Below are 17,302 nucleotides of genomic sequence, written 5' to 3' on the forward strand. Positions count from 1 at the left end.
AGCGCCACGACGACGGCGGTCTCGATCACGGGAAGATCTCCTTCAGCGGCGCCTCGTAGCGCGCCTTGATGGTGGCGACCGCGCCCTCGGCGTCCCCGAGATTGAAGCAGTGCACCAGCAGATGGCGGCGGTCCTCGCTCAGTTCCGCCGACACCGTGCCGGGGGTGAGCGTGATGATGCTGGCCAACGCGGTGATGCCGTGGATATTGCTCAGTTCCAGCGGCACCTGCACGAAGCCGGGGGTGATCGCATGCTCCGGGCCGAGGATCCGCCGCGCGACCTCGATGTTGGAGCGCACGATGTCGACGAACACGGTGCCGCCCAGCCGCAGCGCCACCAGCAGGCGGCCGATGTGCGCGCGTTCGGGCTTGAGCATGTCGGCGAACAGCGGCAATGCGATCGCCAGCACCAGGCCGAGGACCAGCTGCCCGGGGCCGAAGTCGGAGACCAACAGCAGCCACAGCACCAGGACCGCGAGGCTCAGCGGCAGCGACGGCAGGAAACGTCTCATGGCGACGGCGCCCTCGTTTGCGGTGGGGTGTCACGCACCTGCTGCATGTAGTCGGCGGGCGCCAGCACCTGTTCGGCGGCAGCCTGGGTATAGCGCAGCGCCGGACCAGAGGCCAGCATCAGCACGACGCCGTAGCCGAGCAGCAGCGCCACGGCGATGCGCTGCGGTGCGCGCGGCGGTCGCGGCGCGGCCGCCGCGTCGGCGAACGTCTCCGCGCGCCAGATCAGCTGGCTGCCCGAGCGCGCGAGCGCCAATATCGCCAGCAGGCTGGTGACCAGTACGGTGCTCCATACCCATCCCAGCTGCGTCTCCGGTACCGCCGCCAGCAGCATGAACTTGCCAATGAAGCCCGGCAGCGGCGGCAGCCCGCTGATCGATACCGCGGCGACGAGGAACAACAGGCCGAGCGCGGTCTTGTGCCCGAGCGGCGCGGCGATGTCGAGGCGGTCGCCGGCCTTGCCGCGCTGGCGGCGGATCATGTCGGCGATCAGGAACAGTGCCGCGACCGCGAAGGTGCTCTGTACCAGGTAGTACAACCCGGCCGACACCGCCCCGGCGGTGCCCAGGGAGAAGGCGATGAACAGCGTCGCCGCCGAGGCGATCACCAGCCAGGCGGCCTGCGCACGCAGCGTCGGCGAGGCCAGCGCGCCCAGCGAGGCCAGCACCAGGGTGACGATGCCGGCCGGCAGCAGCCAGTCCCAGGCCCAGCCGGCCAGCACGCCCGCCTCGCTGCCGAACACCAGGGCGTACACGCGCAGCACCGCGTACACGCCGACCTTGGTCATCACCGTGAACAGCGCCGCGACCGCCGCCGGCGCGCGCGCGTAGGTCTCCGGCAGCCACAGGTACAGCGGCAGCAGCGCGGCCTTGGCGCAGAACACCACCAGCAGGATGCCCGACGCGGCCTGGATCAGCGCGACGTCGCCAGGGTCGGCCTCGGCCACGCGCAACGCCATCTCCGCCATGTTGAGTGTCCCGGTCAGCCCGTAGAGCAGGCCGAGGGCGACCAGGAACAGGGTCGAGGCGGTGATGTTGAACGCGACATAGTGCAAGCCGGCGCTCATCCGCGGGCCGCGGCCGCCGCTGAGCATCAGCCCGTAGGAGGCGATCAGCAGCACCTCGAAGAACACGAACAGGTTGAACAGGTCGCCGGTCAGGAAGGCGCCGTTGAGCCCGGCCAACTGCAGCTGGAACAGCGCGTGGAAATGCAGCGCTCGCCGGTCCCAGCCGGCGCCGGCGTACAGCAGGCAGGGGATGGCGAGCAGGGCGGTGGTCAGCAGCATCAGCGCGCCGAGCCGGTCGACCGTCAGCGCGATTCCCAGCCGCGCCGGCCAGTCGCCGAGCAGATAGACCAGTACCTCGCCCTGGCCGGCCTGCCGTGTCAGCAGGATCGCGACCGCCAGCAGCGCACCGATGGACAACCACGACACCAGCCGCTGCGCGGCCAGGCTCCGGCGCGGGACCAGCAGCGCCAATGCGGCGGCCAGCAGCGGCAGCAGCACCGGAAGGACCGGCAGGTGGTTCATCGCTCCGGCTCCGGTGTTTCCGGCTCATGGCCGTCGACGTGGTCGCTGCGGTTGTCGGCGCGGCTGCGCATGGCCACGACGATCGCGACCGCGGTCATCGCGAAGGCGATCACGATCGCGGTCAGCACCAGCGCCTGCGGCAGCGGATCGGCGTAGTTGGCCAGCGTCCCGGCCACGCCTTCGCGCAGCACCGGCGGCTTGCCGATCACCGGACGCCCGGAGGCGAAGATCAGCAGGTTGGTGGCGTAGGACAGCAGGGTCAGGCCGAGGATGACGTCGAAGCTGCGCGCGCGCAGCAGCAGGTAGACGCCGCACGCGGTCAGCACGCCGATGCCGCTGGCCAATGCGAGTTCGATCATGGCGCCAGGTTGTCCGGTAGGTACGTCATCAGGCTGCGTTCCCTTGCGCCGGCGAGGCGTCCTTGGATTTCACCGCGCCCATCATCGACAGGATCAGCATCGCGCCGCCGAACACCACCAGGTACACGCCGACGTCGAAGCCCAGCGCGCTGGCCAGCGGCATTTCGCCGATCAGCGGCAGGTGCGGGTCGGCATGGCCGCTGGTGAGGAACGGCACGTCGAACAGCATCGACGCGACGCCGGTGCCCACCGCCGCCAGCAGGCCGACGCCGATGCAGCGCGCATAGTCGAACCCCAGTCGTTGCTGCACGTACGCCGAGCCCTGGATCACGTACTGCAGCAGCAGCGGGATCGCCAGGACCAGGCCGGCGATGAAGCCGCCGCCGGGCTGGTTGTGTCCGCGCAGGAACAGGTACACCGACACCGCCAGCGCCAGCGGGAACAGCAGGTGGCTGAGCTGCGCCGGCATCGGCAGCGCCATCGGACCGCCCGGGATCGTCTCGTCCACCGTCAGCCGCGTGCGCCGCAGCAGTGCGTGCACCACCAGGCCGGCGATGCCGAACACGGTGATCTCGCCCAGCGTATCGAAGCCGCGGAAATCGACCAGGATCACGTTGACCACGTTGCTGCCCCAGGCCTCCGGCAGCGAACGCGCCAGTAGCTCGCCGGCGATCGTCTGCGTGGGGCGGGTGATCACCGCATATACCAGCGTCGTGACACCGAGCCCGGCCGCCGCGGCGATCGCGATGTCGCGCCAGCGCCGCAGCGCCGAGCGCCCGTGCGGCGACGTCTTCGGCAGGTAGTTCAGCGCCAGCAGCATCAGCGCGATGGTCACCATCTCCACCAGCAGCTGCGTCAACGCCAGGTCCGGCGCCGACAGGAACACGAACACCAGGCTCACCGCCAGGCCGACTGCGCCGATCATGATCAGTGCCAGCAGGCGCTGCCGGTGCATTGCCACGGTGGCGATCGCCGCCACCGCCATCACCAGCCACAGCAGCCAGCCCAGCGCCGGCATCGGCTGGCCGCCGGCGCTGCCCTGCAGCGGCGATGCGCCCGAGGTGCCGGACAGCAGCCCGGCCGCGAACGGCGCCGCCGCCAGCACCAGTGTGGCCAGCACCATCAGCAGCAGGTAACGCTGCAGGCTGCCGTTGGCGATGGCGTAGGTGAAGCGCCAGGCCAGCATCAGCAGCGCCTTGACGTTGACCCGGAACAGCCGGTGTCCGAGCGAACGCCGGATGATCGCGTGGAGGTTGAACAGCCGGCGCAGGCCGAAGTACAGCGCCACGCCGAACACCATGCTGCCGATGCTCATCAGCAGCGGCAGGTTGAACCCGTGCCAGACCGACAGGCTGTACGCGGGCAGTGCGTTGCCGAGTACGCCGCGCGCTGCGGTCGCCAGCACCGGCGCGATCGTCCACGCCGGCACGATGCCCACCGCCAGGCAGATCACCACCAGGATCTCGACCGGGATCTTCATCCAGCGCGGCGGCTCGTGGATCTCACGATCGACCGCGCGCGGGCCGTCGCCGAAGAAGGTGTCGTGCACGAAGCGCAGGCTGTAGGCGACGCCGAACACGCCGGCCAGGAACGCCACGAGCGACAGTCCGAGGCGCATCGCGTCGTGGCCGCTGATCTCCAGCGCCTCGGCGAAGAACATTTCCTTCGAAAGGAACCCGTTGAGCAGCGGGATGCCGGCCATCGCCAGCGAGGCGATGATCGCCAGCGCACTGGTGAAGGGCATCAGCCTGCGCAGTCCGCCGAGGCGGCGCATGTCGCGGGTGCCGGCCTCGTGGTCGATGATGCCGGCGGCCATGAACAGCGACGCCTTGAACACCGCGTGGTTGAGGATGTGGAATACGCCGGCGACCACCGCCATCGGCGTCGACAGGCCGAACAGCAGCGTGATCAGGCCCAGGTGCGAAATGGTCGAGTACGCCAGCAGGCCCTTGAGGTCGTGTTGGAAGATCGCGTTCCAGGCGCCGACCAGCAGCGTTGCCGCGCCGACGCAACTGACCGTGTAGAAGAACAGGTCGGTGCCGGCCAGTGCCGGATGCAGCCGCGCCAGCAGGAACACCCCGGCCTTGACCATCGTCGCCGAATGCAGGTAGGCCGAGACCGGCGTCGGCGCCGCCATCGCCTGCGGCAGCCAGAAGTGCAGCGGGAACTGCGCGCTCTTGCTGAAGATGCCCAGCAGCACCAGGCCGAGCATCGGCGCGTACAGCGGATGGGCACGGATCGCATCGCCCGAGGCCAGCACCACGTCGAGCTGGAAGCTGCCAGTGATCTGCCCCAGCAGCAGCACGCCGCCGAGCAGCGCCAGCCCGCCGCCGCCGGTGATCGCCAGCGCCATGCGCGCGCCTTCGCGGGCGTCCTTGCGCTGGGTCCAGTAGCCGATCAGCAGGAACGAACTGATCGAGGTCAGCTCCCAGAACACCACCAGCAGCAGCAGGTTGCCGGCCAGCACCATGCCCAGCATCGCGCCCATGAACAGCAGCAGGTAGGCGAAGAAGCGCGGCGCGCAGTCGTTGCTGCTGAGGTAGTAGCGCGCGTACATCACGATCAGCACGCCGATCCCGAGGATCAGCCCGGCGAACATCCATGCGAGCCCGTCCAGGCGCAGGTCGAACAGCAGGCCCGCCTGCGGGATCCAGTCGTAGCTGACCTGCGGGATCTCGCCGGCCATCACCGCCGGCGTCAGCCACGCCAGGACCACCAGCCCGAGCAGCGGCGCCGACGCGGCCAGCCATGCGGTCACCGCGCGCGGCACGTCGCGCAGGACCGCGACCACCAGTGCCAGCACGAAGGGCAGGGCCAGCAAGAGTTCGAGCATCGGTCTCCTTTCTGGGCGTCGGCTGCGCCGCGGGGGTGCGCAGAGGAACGCGATTCTAGCAGGCGGCCATGCGCGGCCGGTTCCGGCCTTGCCGGGAATTGGAAATCGGGAATGGGGAGTCGGGAATAGCAAGAGCTTGACTGCTCTTGCTCGTCATCCCAGCGCAAGCTGGGATCCATCTTGATCTTGCTGTTGCCTTTGAGCAGCGGGGTCACAGCAAATGGATCCCAGCTTGCGCTGGGATGACGAGGTCAGGACACCGGGCTCTTTCGATTCCCCATTCCCGATCCCGCCGCATCGCCTATGCTTGCGCGATGCCCGTCCGGCCCGCCATGTCCCGGCAATCCCCGCAGCCGCACCCGGCGGGTTTCGCGTCATGAGTGCGGCGCGGCGCGCCCTGGTGTTCGGCGGCAGCGGCCAGATCGGCGTGGCGCTGATCGCGCGGCTGCGCGCGTCGGGCTGGGAGGTCGTCGCGCTCTCGCGCACGCCGCCGGCCGACGCCGCCAGCCTGCACTGGCTGCGCGGGGAGTTCGCGGCGCTGCCGGCGCTGCCGGACGCCTGCGACGCCATCTTCAGCTGTGGTCCGCTGGACCTGTTCTCGCTGTGGTATGCGCAGACGCACATCGACTGCCCGCGCGTGATCGCGTTCGGTTCGACCAGCATGGCAACCAAGCACGCCGCCGCCGATCCCGACGAGCGCGCGCTGGCGCAACGCCTGCGCGAGGCGGAGGCGCGGATCTTCGAGGCCGCCGCAATGCGCGGCGCACGGGCCACGCTGCTGCGGCCGACACTGATCTACGGCGCCGGCCGCGACCACAACCTGACCCGAATCGCCGCGCTTGCCGTGCGCACGGGGTTCTTCCTGCTGCCGCGCAACGCCTGCGGCCTGCGCCAGCCGGTGCACGTCGATGACCTGGCCGCCGCCGCGCTGGCTGCGTTCGATCACCCCGTCAGCGCGGACCGAGGCTATGCCTTGCCGGGAGGGGAAACCCTGCCGTACCGCGACATGGTCGCGCGCACCCTGGCGGCATTGACGCCGCCGCCGCGGCTGATCGAACTGCCGTCCCCGCTGTTCCGGCTCGCGCTGTCGGTCGCGCACGCCACCGGCCGCCTGCGCGGCCTGCCAGCCGGCGCCGTCATGCGCATGCGCGAGGACCTGGTGTTCGATGCGGAGCCCGCGCGCCGCGACCTCGACTATGCTCCGCGCGCGTTCGCGCCGACCGCCGGCATGTTTGCGCCGCCACCTTCGTAGGAGCGCGCCATGCGCGCGATACCGCGGGTATCTCGCCGCCCGCGAATTCCGATGGCCGGCGCACCTGCCGGTCCGGAATCGCGGCATCCACCGGATCCTGCCGGCACCCGCGGTATCGCGCGCATGGCGCGCTCCTACGTTCTTGCGCTACGCCGCCGGACTGGCGTCGTTCACCGGCGTGCGTGCCTTGCGCAGCGTGCGCAGAGCAATGGTCAGTACGCCGCCCAGGATCATGGCGCCGCCGATCCACAGCGCCGGTCCGGGCCGGTCGCCCCAGAACACGATCCCCAGCACCACTGCGATCACCGGCGTGATCAGCAGGTAAGGCGTGACCTGCGCCACCGGGTGCCGCTGCACCAGCAGGTAGAACACGCCATGGCCGAGCAGCGATGCGAACACCGCCGAATACAGCGCGCCACCCCAGCCGATCCAGCTGGCCGCGCGCAGCTGGGCGAAGCTGCCGGGTTCGAACACCGCGCTGATCGCCAGCAGCGGCAGCAGGCCGATGATCGCGGTCCAACCCTGCTGGCTGATCATGTCGATGCCGCGCAGCTTGCGCATGAGCACCGTCCCGAGCGCCAGCAGCAGCGACGACACCAGCATCACCGCGAGCGCCGACGGTACCGCCAGCACCATCGGATCGAATCCCAGCACCAGCACGCCGGCGAAACTCAGCGCGATCGCGAGGCCGGTGCGCCAGGCGAAGCGCTCGCCGAGCAGCCACCACGCCAGCAGCGCCGCCATCGGCACGTAGCTCTGCATCACGATCGCCGGCGACGACAGGTTGCCGGCCATGCGCAGCGCCAGGAAGCTGGTGCCGAAATGCAGCACGCCGTTGACCAGCGCCACCGCCGCCAGCAACGGCCATTGTGCGCGCGGCGGCGGCTTGACGAACCACACCAGCAACGCGGCCAGGAACGCCATGCGCACGCCGGTGAACAGGAACGGCGGAATCTCCCGCAGCGCGTAGGCGGAAATCAGGAAATTGACCGCCCAGAACAGGCAGATCAGCAGGACCAGCGTGAAGTCGCGCCCGCCGAGTCCACGCGCGCCGGCGCTCACGCCCTCACCAGCGCCAGCCCAGTCTGCGATAGAGCTTGGACAGCACCCAGGCGGGGCCGATCAGCAGGTAGACCAGATCGGTGAGGAAACTCGGCTTCTTGCCTTCGATCTTGTGGCCGATGAACTGCGCGATCCAGGCGACCACGAACACTGCGATCGCCAGGACCAGCAGTCCGCGCGTGCCGAGCACCTGGTACAGCCACCATGTCAGCGTGCCCAACAGCAGGTAGACGACCAGCATGCCGAGCCCGAGCGGGCGCGAGGCGCGGTAATAGAACAGCCACGAGGCGAACATCGCCAGGCCGGCCCAGATGCCGGGGCGGAAGAACGCGCCGCTGGTCGGAATGCACCACAGCAGCGCGATCACGCTCCACAGGATCGCCGGCACCGCGAACACGTGGATGGCCTGGTTGGTGTCGTTCTGGTGATCGCCCGAGTAGCTGGCGAACCAGCGGTCGATCGGGCGTCCGGTGTGCTCTGCGGTCGCGGTCATGATGGCCTCCAGGTCGGTTGCCGGCAGCGGCAATCCCGCTGGCCGAGCATATCGCGATCGCCGGCGCGGCGGCGTCGAGACGGCGCGCCGTGGCGCACCTCTTCGCCGGCCCTTCATCCGTAGGAGCGCGCCATGCGCGCGATGCCGCGGGCATTTCGCCGCCGGCGAATTCCGGAATCGTGGCCTCCACCGGATCCTGCCGGCACCCGCGGCATCGCGCGCATGGCGCGCTCCTACGGCGGGCAAGGCATTGCGGCCTCGTTAGTCGATCTCGATGTCCGCCAGCCGCTGCAGCGCCTCGGCGTAGCGGGCGCGGGTGCGTTCGACGACTTCCACCGGCAGATGCGGCCCGGGCGCGGTCTTGTCCCAGTCCAGCGTCTCCAGGTAATCGCGCACGATCTGCTTGTCATAGCTCGGCGGGCTGCTGCCGACCTGGTAGTCATCTGCCGGCCAGTAGCGCGAGGAGTCCGGCGTGAGCATCTCGTCCATCACGTACAGCCGGCCGTCCACATCGGTGCCGAACTCGAACTTGGTATCGGCCAGCAGGATGCCGCGCGCCGCCGCGTACTCGGCGGCGAAGTGGTACAGGCGCAGGGTGGCGTCGCGGATCTGCTCGGCCAGGTCGGCGCCGATCCGGCGCACCGCGGTGTCGAAATCGATGTTCTCGTCGTGCTCGCCGACCGCGGCCTTGGTCGACGGGGTGAAGATCGGTTCGGCAAGCCGCTCCGCCTGGCGCAGGCCGTCGGGCAGGCGGATACCGCTGACGCAGCCGGTGCGCTGATAGTCCTTCCAGCCGCTGCCGATCAGGTAACCGCGCGCGATCGCCTCCACCGGGACCGGGCGCAGTTTTTTCGCCACCACCGAGCGCTGTGCGTACAGTGCCGGATCCACGCCGGGCGGCAGCACCGCGGCGACGTCGATGCCGGTCAGGTGGTTGGGCATCAGGTGCGCGGTCTTCCCGAACCAGAAATTGCTGATCCGGCACAGCATCTCGCCCTTGCCGGGGATCGGGTCGGGCAGCACCACGTCGAACGCCGAAAGGCGGTCGGTGGCGACGATCAGCAGATGGCCGTCGGCGCTGGGCACCTCGTCCGGCAGCTGTTCGTCTCCGAGGTCGAAGACGTCGCGCACCTTGCCGCGGTGGCGCAGGGTCAGGCCGGGCAGGTCGGCATCGAGCAGGGTCGTGGCCAAGGAAGCACCCAGATGGAAGCGGGCCGGGCAGTGTAGTGCGGTTTCCGGTCCGGATGCATGCCGTTGCGTGCTGGCGGGACGGCGGTGCAGGAGCGCGTCAGGCATGTGCCGATGCCTGGCTGCGCAGCATGGCCTGGACGGCCGGCGCGGCCGCCTCGCCGATGGCGTCGCCGATCAGGATCACCCCGGGACTGCCCAGGCCCAGCGCGTGCGCATCGTCGCGCAGGCACGCCAGGGTGGTCAAAAGCGGTTTCTCGCCGGGCTGGCTGGCCGCCTGCACCACGGCGACCGGCGTCGCCGCCGGCAGATGCGGCAGGAGCGCGGCCGCGATCGAAGCGATCCGGCGCATGCCCATGTAGATCGCCAGCGTGGTGCCGGTGGCGGCCAGCGCCGCCCAGTCCGGTTCGCCATCGTCCCGGGTGTGCGCGGTGACGAAGGTGACGCCATGGCAATGCTCGCGATGGGTCAGCGACACGCCCAGGCTGGCCGCGGCGGCGAATCCGGCGCTGATGCCGTTGACGATCCGCACCGCGATGCCGGCCTGGCGCAGGAAAGCGATTTCCTCGCCGGCGCGGCCGAACAGCAGCGCGTCGCCGCCCTTCGCCCGCACCACCCGCAGCCCCTGCAGCGCATAGCGTCGCATCAGCCGGCAGATGAACGCCTGCGGCGTGGAGCGGCAGCCGCCGCGCTTGCCGACCCGGATCACCCGCGCCGACGGCGCCAGTTCCACGATGGACGGATTGACCAGGTCGTCCAGCAGCAGGACTTCGGCCGCGGCCAGCGCTTTGGCGGCCTTGATCGTGAGCAGTTCCAGATCGCCGGGACCGGCCGACAACAGCACGACCTCGCTGCGGTCGCGGCGTGGAGGAGCGGGGGATTGGCGATGCATGGCGGCTCCGTTGTCTGCGTCGACGTGCTGTTACCGCCGTCACGCCCGCAGGGGCTGACGGCAGAGTTGCGCCAGTTGCGGCAGGCACGATCCGCAGACCGTGCCGCAGCCCAGGCGCTGCTTGAGTTCGGTGACCCCGGCGCCCTGGGTCACCTGTGTGCGGATCGCCGATGCCTTCACCTGCATGCAGGTGCAGACCACCGCGTCGCGGACGGCGCCGTCCCCGGAGTGCGCGAACACCGCCAGTCGCGGCCCGTTCCATGCGCGCGCGGACAAGGCGATCTCCAGCAGGGATTCGCTGGCGGGATCGCGTCGCGCATCGGTCAGCAGCAGCCCGTCGATGCGGCTGTCGGCCGCCTCTCCGCGCCAGCCGACGCGCTTGAGCAGGCCGCGTCGCGCATCGCGGTATTCCAGCGTGTCGCGACCGGGCGCCAGGCGCAGCGCTTCGACCAGCGTGTCCAGCCATTGTTCCGATGGCGCGGATTCGGCCGCGGCGCGCAACACCAGCCACGCAGGGCCGTCCGGCGCATCGGCGTCGGCATGCAGCCCGATTGCGGCGAAACCGCAGGCCTTCAGCAGCGGCTGTACCGCGGCCTGCAACGCCAGCGCATCGCCGCGCCTGGCCGCCAGCAGGTGCCAGCCGAACTCGGCCTTCTCCACGCGCACGGCAGCGTGCTTGAGTTCCGGCTGCAGCGAACGCGCGTCCACCGCCGGCTGGCTGACTTCGTTGATGCCGCCGCTGGAGAGGAACTGCCCGCTCCAGTGCATCGCCGCGAATACGGTGCCGGAGTTCACCTCGTCCGACAGCTCCAGCGGCAGCACCAGTTCGCCGCGCTTGCTGATCACGCGCACCAGGGCGCCGGTGGCCAGGCCGCGTCGCGCGGCGTCCGCCGGCTGCATGCGCAGGCCCGGTTCCGGACTATGCGCGAGCAACCCGGGCACGCGGCCGGTGCGGGTCATGCCATGCCACTGGTCGCGCAGGCGGCCGGTCAGCAGGCGCAGCGGAAAGCGCGCGGAGGTCGGCTCCGCCACCGGGCGATAAGGCGTGACGTGGAAGCGCGCCTTGCCGTTGGCCGTGGCGAACACGCCGTCGCCGTAGCGGCGCGCCTGGCCTTCGCCGCCCGCGGGAAATGGCCATTGCTGCGGCCCGTCCGCTTCCAGGCGTGCATAGTCGAGCCCGCCGATATCCAGGTCGCGGCCGACGGTCAGGCGGCGGTGCTCATCGAAGATTTCGGTGGGTGCCTTGAACTCGAACATCGGTGCGACACCGGGCGGCGCCAGCCGCGCCTCGATGCGGCGCGCAATTTCATTGACGATCCACCAGTCCGGCCGCGCCTGCCCGGGCGCGGGCACCGCCTGCCGCACCCGCGAGATGCGCCGCTCGGAATTGGTCACCGTGCCTTCCTTCTCGCCCCAGGTGGCGGCCGGTAACAGCACGTCGGCATAGGGCACGGTGTCGGTGTTGCGGAAGGCTTCCTGCACGATCACGTACTCGGCCTGCTGCAGGGCCTCGCGCACCCGGCCGATGTCGGGCATCGAGTGCACGGGATTGGTGCAGGCGATCCATACCGCCTTGACCTTGCCGCTGTGCAGCGCTTCGAACAGCGGCACCGCCGACAGGCCCGGCGTGGGCGACAGCGTCTGTGCCGGTAGGCCCCACAGCTGCTCCACCTCGGCGCGGTGCTGCGCATCGCCGATCTCGCGGTGCGCCGCCAGCATGGTGGCCATGCCGCCGACCTCGCGCCCGCCCATCGCGTTGGGCTGGCCGGTCAGCGAAAACGGGCCGGCACCGGGCTTGCCGATCTGGCCGGTGGCCAGGTGCAGATGGATCAGCGCGAGGTTCTTGTCGGTGCCGTGCGCGGACTGGTTCAGGCCCATGCAGTACAGCGACAGCGCCGCCGGACTGCGGCCGAACCATTCGGCCGCCTGGATCAGGTCGGTGACGGGAACGCCGCACAGGTCGGCGGCCATGCGCGGCGTGTAGTCGCGCAGCAGCTGCTTGAGCTCGGCGAAGCCTTCGGTGTGGCGGGCGATGAATGTCTGGTCGATCAGGTCTTCCCAGACCAGGTGGTGCAGCATGCCGTTGAACAGCGCCACGTCGGTGCCCGGCTGAATCGCCAGGTGCAGATCGGCCATCGCCGCGGTGTCGGTGCGGCGCGGATCGACCACGATCCAGCGCACGGCCGGATCACGTTCGCGCGCCTCTTCCAGCCGGCGCAGCAGCACCGGATGCGCGTAGGCCAGATTGCTGCCGGCGAACAGCACCGTCTTGGCCAGTTCCAGGTCCTCGTAGCAGGTGGGCGGGCCGTCGGCGCCCAGCGCGAGCTTGTAGCCGGTCACCGCGCTGGACATGCACAGGCGCGAATTGGTGTCGATGTTGTTGGTGCCGATTAGTCCCTTGGCCAGCTTGTTGAAGACGTAGTAGTCCTCGGTCAGCAGCTGTCCGGACACGTAGAACGCCACCGCATCCGGGCCGTGCTGTTGGACGATGCCGGCCAGCCGGTCGGCCACCGTGTCCAGCGCCACCGCCCAGTCGACGGGTTGCCGCGGCGCATGGCGCAGGCGCCGCAGTTCCGGACGCGTCAGGCGACCGGTCGCGTCGGCGCAGGTCTGCGGAAGATTGCGGCCCTTGCTGCACAGGCGTCCATAGTTGGCGGGGTGTTCCGGGTCGCCTTCGACGCCGACGATACGGCTGCCGGCCGCATGGTGCTCGGCGTCGACCAGGACGCCGCAACCGACGCCGCAGTAGCAGCAGACCGAGCGCGTTCGGGTCCGATGCGTCGGCGTGCCGTCCATCAGTCGCGGTCCCGTTCGGCCGTTGTAGGAGCGGCTTCAGCCGCGACCACGGACTCCGGGCGCTCAGTAGGTTGCCGGTCGCGGCTGAAGCCGCTCCTACAATCGTCGTGTGGTTGCTCCTCCAGCGACAACCAGATTTCGCCCGCTTCCACACGCGCGGGAAACGTCCGCGCGCAGCCCACGTCCGGCGCGCAGGCTTCGCCGGTCGCCAGGCCGATGTTCCAGCCGTGCAGCGGGCAGGTCACCGTTTCACCGGCGACGATGCCCTGCGACAACGGTCCGCCCTTGTGCGGGCAACGGTCCAGCACCGCAAACACCTGGTCGGTGGCGGTGCGGAACAGGGCGATATCGTCCCGGCCCGCACGCGCCAGCACCCGCGCGCCGAGCGCCGGGATGTCCTCCAGCCGGCAGATGCGCACCCAGGTGGCTGGTTCGACGACGGCGCTCATCTCAGCCCTCCACTTCGACGGGAATGCGCTTGTCCAGGCGCAGCGGCTGGTACTCGCGCGGCTTCTCGCCGGCGATGCGCGCTGCCCACGGATCGGGCAGGCCTTCCAGCGCGAACAGCAGCCGCTCGTACAGGGCGCGGCGGTTGTCGGCGTCCTCGATCACGCGCCGATGGATGTAGTCCATGCCCACGCGCGCGATGTAGTGCACGGTGCGATCGAGGTAATACGCCTCCTCGCGGTACAGCTGCAGGAAGGCGCCGGTGGTTTCCTTCACCTCGTCGGCGGTCTTCACCTTGACCAGGAACCTGGCCACCTCGGTCTTGATGCCGCCGTTGCCGCCGATGTGAATTTCCCAGCCCGAATCCACCGCGATGATGCCGACGTCCTTGATGCCGGACTCGGCGCAGTTGCGCGGGCAGCCGGACACTGCCAGCTTGACCTTGTGCGGGCTCCACATGTTGGCGAGCATGGTTTCCAGCTCGATGCCCATCTGCGTGCTGTTCTGCGTGCCGAAGCGGCAGAACTCGCTGCCGACGCAGGTCTTCACCGTGCGGATCGACTTGCCGTAGGCATGCCCGGACTTCATGCCGAGATCCTTCCAGACATCGACCAGGTCTTCCTTCTTCACCCCCAGCAGGTCGATGCGCTGGCCGCCGGTCACCTTGACCATCGGCACCGCGTACTTGTCGGCGACATCGGCGATGCGGCGCAGCTCGCCGGCATTGGTCACGCCGCCCTTCATCTGCGGGATCACCGAGAACGTGCCGTCCTTCTGAATGTTGGCGTGGGCGCGCTCGTTGATGAAGCGCGACTGCGGATCGTCCACCGCTTCCCGCGGCCAGGTCGAGATCAGGTAGTAGTTGATCGCCGGCCGGCAGGTGGCGCAGCCGTTGGGGCTGCGCCATTCCAGGAAGGCGTACACCGCTGCGTGGGTGAGCAGCTTGTGCTCACGGATCGCCTGCCGCACCTCGCCGTGGCCGTGGTCGGTGCAGCCGCAGACTGCCTTGGTCTTGGGCGTTTCCTGGAAGTTGGAGCCCAGGCAGTTCATCAGGATCTGCTCGACCAGGCCGGTGCACGAGCCGCAGGAACTCGAGGCCTTGGTGTGCTTCCTGACGTCGTCGACGGTGGACAGGCCCTGCTCGTTGATCGCCTTGACGATCGTGCCCTTGCACACGCCGTTGCAGCCGCAGACCTCGTCGCCGTCGCCCATCGCGGCGGCGCGGTCCTGGCCGGCGGTGCCGGCATCGCCGAGCGCTTTCTCGCCGAACATCAGCTGGTCGCGGCAGTCCTCGACCCGGCTGCCGTCCTTGAGCAGCTTGAAGTACCAGCCGCCGTCGCCGGTATCGCCGTACAGGCAGGCGCCGATCAGCTTGTCGTCCTTGATCACCAGTTTCTTGTAGACGCCGCCGGCCGGGTCCGACAGTACGATCTCCTCGCTGCCGTCGCCGCCCATGAAGTCGCCGGCGGAGAACAGGTCGATGCCGGTGACCTTCAGCTTGGTCGACGCTACCGAGCCGCCGTAGATGCCGATGCCGTAGCAGGCCAGGTGGTTGGCGCAGATCCGCGCCTGTTCGAACAGCGGCGCGACCAGGCCGTAGGCGATGCCGCGATGGCTGGCGCATTCGCCGACCGCGTACACGCGCGGATCGTAGGTCTGCAGCGTGTCGCTGACCACGATGCCGCGGGTGCAATGGATGCCCGCTGCCTGCGCCAGCTGCGTGTTGGGGCGGATGCCGGCCGCCATCACCACCAGGTCGGCCGGCACCTCGCTGCCGTCGGAGAACTTCACCGCCGTCACTTCGCCGTGTTCGTTGCCCAGCAGCTCGGTGGTGGAGGTATTGAGGCGGAACTTCAGGCCGCGATCGCTGAGCGATTTCTCCAGCAGCTGCCCGGCCACCGGATCCAGCTGGCGCTCCAGCAGCCAACCGGCCAGATGCACCACGGTCACGTCCATGCCGCGCAGCTTCAGGCCGTTGGCCGCTTCCAGTCCCAGCAGGCCGCCACCGATCACCACCGCATGCCGTTTCACCTTGGCGGTCTCGATCATGGTGCGGGTGTCGTGCAGGTCGCGATAGCCGATGACGCCCTTCAGGTCCTTGCCGGGTACCGGCAGGATGATCGGCAACGAGCCGGTGGCCAGCAGCAGGCGGTCGTACTCGGCCTCGGTGCCGTCGGCCGCGATCACCCGCCGCTGCACGCGATCGATCTTCACCACTTCCTTGCCCAGGTGCAGGTGGATGCCGTGTTCGGCGTACCAGTCCAGCGGGTTGAGCACGATGTCGTCGAAGTCCTGTTCGCCGGCCAGCACCGGCGACAGCAGGATGCGGTTGTAGTTGGGATGCGGCTCGGCGCCGAACACGGTGATGTCGTACATGTCCGGCGCCAGCTTCAGCAGTTCTTCCAGCGTGCGGATGCCCGCCATGCCGTTGCCGATGACGACCAGTCTTGGCTTTTTCATTCGCTTGCTGCTCCAGGCAGGTTCAGACGCGCGCGGCGCTGGCGGCCGCCCACCGGTTGCGCCACTGGTGCTTGATGCCGGACAGGAATCCCCAGGCCAGCAGCGCGATGCCGGCGAACAGCCACAGGCCGATCGCATAACTGCCGGTGTGCTGCTTCACCACGCCCATGCCGGCCGCCAGCAGGAAGCCGCCGATGCCGCCGGCCATGCCGATCAGTCCCGTCATCAGGCCGATGTCGGTACCGAAGCGTTGCGGCACCAGCTGGAATACCGCACCGTTGCCGGCGCCCAGACACAGCAGCGTGAGCACGAACAGCGCCACCGTCGCCACCGATCCGCCGATGCCGAAACCGGCCGTCGCCACCAGCACCGTCACCGCCAGATATACCGCGAGCAGGGTGCGGGTCCCGCCGATGCGGTCGGCGATCACGCCGCCGATCGGGCGCATCACCGAACCGGCCAGCACGCAGGCCGCGGTGGCCCAGCCGGCGATCTTGGGATCGAAGTCGAACTGGTCGTGGAAATAGCCGGGCAACGCGCTGGCGAAACCGGCGAAACCGCCGAAGGTGATCGCGTAGAAGAACATGAACCACCAGGAGTCGCGGTTGCCCACCAGCACGCGCCCGTAGTCGGACAGATGCTTGCGCGGCACCGTCACCGGCGCGTCCTTGGCGAAGGCCGCGAATACCAGCAGCGTGAGCACCAGCGGGATGCAGGCCAGGCCGAACACCGCCTGGTAGCCGAACGCCATCGCCAGCACCGGCGCGAACAGCGCGGCGAACACCGTGCCCGAGTTGCCGGCGCCCGCGATCCCCATCGCCGTGCCCTGGTGCTCGGGCGGATACCAGCGCGAGGCCAGCGGCAGCGCCACCGCGAACGAGGCGCCCGCCACGCCCAGCATCATGCCCAGCAGCAGGACCTGCGCATAGCTGTGCACGCCCAGCCGCCAGGCCACCAGCAGCGCCGCGATCACCAGCGCCTGCGCCAGCAGGCCGGTGCGCCTGGCGCCGATGCGGTCGGCCAGCATGCCCAGGAACAGGCGCAGCACTGCGCCGCAGAGGATCGGCACGGCCACCATCATCGCCCGCTGCTGCGTGTCCAGTTGCAGGACCGCGGCCAGCTGCACCTGCATCGGACCCAGCAGGTACCACACCATGAAACTCAGATCGAAATACAGAAACGCCGACAACAGCGTGGGCGTGTGTCCGGCCCGCCAGAACGATCGGTTCATCCGCGCAATCTCCAAACGTGGGGCGCCTGCGCATGCCTTCCGATGGCCTGTCACGGCGGTGTTGGGGGGAGAGAAACGCGAACGGCGTCCTCCGGTTCGCACCGCGAAGACGCCGTTGTCTTGGTAAGCGGGCCGCCGTTGGCCGCGCTACGGAATTCGGGTTGTGGCGGGCACGCCGTTGCGCCCACGTAGAGTTACAAAGCAATCCGCGTGCCAATTGCCGGCTGCGCCGGCCGCACCGATGCATTCGCA

At 69.4% G+C, this 17,302-nt stretch carries 12 protein-coding genes and 1 pseudogene; 1 reads left to right on the top strand and 12 read right to left on the bottom strand.

The genetic code is table 11. The annotated features are described in order from the left end of the window. Positions 1–25: 25 nt before the first annotated feature. Genes FXO19_RS08790 through FXO19_RS08805 form a run of 4 tightly spaced genes read right to left on the bottom strand, consistent with a single transcriptional unit; the run spans position 26 to position 5,229 of the window. A complete protein-coding gene (locus FXO19_RS08790) occupies positions 26–511 on the bottom strand; it encodes a Na+/H+ antiporter subunit E (RefSeq protein ID WP_149194699.1) in 486 nt (161 codons plus the stop codon). Continuing rightward, positions 508–2,037, bottom strand: coding sequence for a monovalent cation/H+ antiporter subunit D (locus FXO19_RS08795; RefSeq protein WP_149194700.1), 1,530 nt, complete (start codon positions 2,035–2,037; stop codon positions 508–510). The genes FXO19_RS08790 and FXO19_RS08795 overlap by 4 nt, the downstream gene beginning before the upstream one ends. Continuing rightward, complete coding sequence (locus FXO19_RS08800; protein ID WP_187775718.1) at positions 2,034–2,393, bottom strand: Na+/H+ antiporter subunit C; 360 nt, start codon at positions 2,391–2,393, stop codon at positions 2,034–2,036. Before FXO19_RS08800 ends, FXO19_RS08795 begins: the two co-directional genes overlap by 4 nt. A 31-nt stretch (positions 2,394–2,424) precedes the next feature. Further along, positions 2,425–5,229 (bottom strand): monovalent cation/H+ antiporter subunit A, encoded by a 2,805-nt coding sequence (locus FXO19_RS08805; RefSeq protein WP_149194702.1) that lies wholly within the window; start codon positions 5,227–5,229, stop codon positions 2,425–2,427. A 376-nt stretch (positions 5,230–5,605) separates the two neighbouring features. Between FXO19_RS08805 and FXO19_RS08810 the strand changes: the two genes are divergently transcribed. Further along, the gene (locus FXO19_RS08810; RefSeq protein WP_149194703.1) at positions 5,606–6,481 is read left to right on the top strand and encodes an NAD-dependent epimerase/dehydratase family protein; all 876 of its coding nucleotides are present in this window, start codon (positions 5,606–5,608) and stop codon (positions 6,479–6,481) included. A gap of 147 nt (positions 6,482–6,628) precedes the next feature. Here the strand turns inward: FXO19_RS08810 and FXO19_RS08815 are convergent, their stop codons facing one another. From FXO19_RS08815 to FXO19_RS08850, 8 genes and pseudogenes are all read right to left on the bottom strand, one after another. Continuing rightward, on the bottom strand, positions 6,629–7,543 hold the full coding sequence (locus tag FXO19_RS08815) for a DMT family transporter (protein WP_149194704.1): 915 nt from the start codon (positions 7,541–7,543) through the stop codon (positions 6,629–6,631). A gap of 4 nt (positions 7,544–7,547) precedes the next feature. Beyond that, the gene (locus FXO19_RS08820; protein ID WP_149194705.1) at positions 7,548–8,036 is read right to left on the bottom strand and encodes an Mpo1 family 2-hydroxy fatty acid dioxygenase; all 489 of its coding nucleotides are present in this window, start codon (positions 8,034–8,036) and stop codon (positions 7,548–7,550) included. 261 nt (positions 8,037–8,297) lie between these two features. Further along, the gene (locus FXO19_RS08825; RefSeq protein ID WP_149194706.1) at positions 8,298–9,227 is read right to left on the bottom strand and encodes a phosphoribosylaminoimidazolesuccinocarboxamide synthase; all 930 of its coding nucleotides are present in this window, start codon (positions 9,225–9,227) and stop codon (positions 8,298–8,300) included. A 97-nt stretch (positions 9,228–9,324) separates the two neighbouring features. After that, the gene (gene cobA, locus FXO19_RS08830; protein ID WP_149194707.1) at positions 9,325–10,116 is read right to left on the bottom strand and encodes a uroporphyrinogen-III C-methyltransferase; all 792 of its coding nucleotides are present in this window, start codon (positions 10,114–10,116) and stop codon (positions 9,325–9,327) included. A 39-nt stretch (positions 10,117–10,155) separates the two neighbouring features. Then, entirely contained in the window at positions 10,156–12,912 is a 2,757-nt protein-coding gene (locus FXO19_RS08835; protein ID WP_149194708.1) for a nitrate reductase, read from the bottom strand. 119 nt (positions 12,913–13,031) lie between these two features. After that, a pseudogene (gene nirD, locus FXO19_RS08840) lies at positions 13,032–13,361 on the bottom strand (nitrite reductase small subunit NirD); the annotation flags it as partial. Between the two features lies 1 nt (position 13,362). Then, positions 13,363–15,783: a nitrite reductase large subunit NirB gene (nirB, locus tag FXO19_RS08845; protein ID WP_255516360.1), complete on the bottom strand. Its 2,421-nt coding sequence runs from the start codon at positions 15,781–15,783 to the stop codon at positions 13,363–13,365. 58 nt (positions 15,784–15,841) lie between these two features. Beyond that, positions 15,842–17,011: a nitrate/nitrite transporter gene (locus FXO19_RS08850; RefSeq protein ID WP_187775719.1), complete on the bottom strand. Its 1,170-nt coding sequence runs from the start codon at positions 17,009–17,011 to the stop codon at positions 15,842–15,844. Positions 17,012–17,302: the final 291 nt, after the last annotated feature.

The sequence above is a fragment of the Luteimonas suaedae genome (assembly GCF_008312895.1).
Lineage (GTDB): Bacteria > Pseudomonadota > Gammaproteobacteria > Xanthomonadales > Xanthomonadaceae > Luteimonas > Luteimonas suaedae.

Excerpts from the sequence above, each read along its gene's own strand:
- FXO19_RS08790 (WP_149194699.1), bottom strand. The coding sequence starts at position 511 with ATGAGACGTTTCCTGCCGTCGCTGCCGCTGAGCCTCGCGGTCCTGGTG.
- FXO19_RS08835 (WP_149194708.1), bottom strand. The coding sequence starts at position 12,912 with ATGGACGGCACGCCGACGCATCGGACCCGAACGCGCTCGGTCTGCTGC.
- FXO19_RS08795 (WP_149194700.1), bottom strand. The coding sequence starts at position 2,037 with ATGAACCACCTGCCGGTCCTTCCGGTGCTGCTGCCGCTGCTGGCCGCC.
- nirB (WP_255516360.1), bottom strand. The coding sequence starts at position 15,783 with ATGGCGGGCATCCGCACGCTGGAAGAACTGCTGAAGCTGGCGCCGGAC.
- FXO19_RS08820 (WP_149194705.1), bottom strand. The coding sequence starts at position 8,036 with ATGACCGCGACCGCAGAGCACACCGGACGCCCGATCGACCGCTGGTTC.
- FXO19_RS08805 (WP_149194702.1), bottom strand. The coding sequence starts at position 5,229 with ATGCTCGAACTCTTGCTGGCCCTGCCCTTCGTGCTGGCACTGGTGGTC.
- cobA (WP_149194707.1), bottom strand. The coding sequence starts at position 10,116 with ATGCATCGCCAATCCCCCGCTCCTCCACGCCGCGACCGCAGCGAGGTC.
- FXO19_RS08810 (WP_149194703.1), top strand. The coding sequence starts at position 5,606 with ATGAGTGCGGCGCGGCGCGCCCTGGTGTTCGGCGGCAGCGGCCAGATC.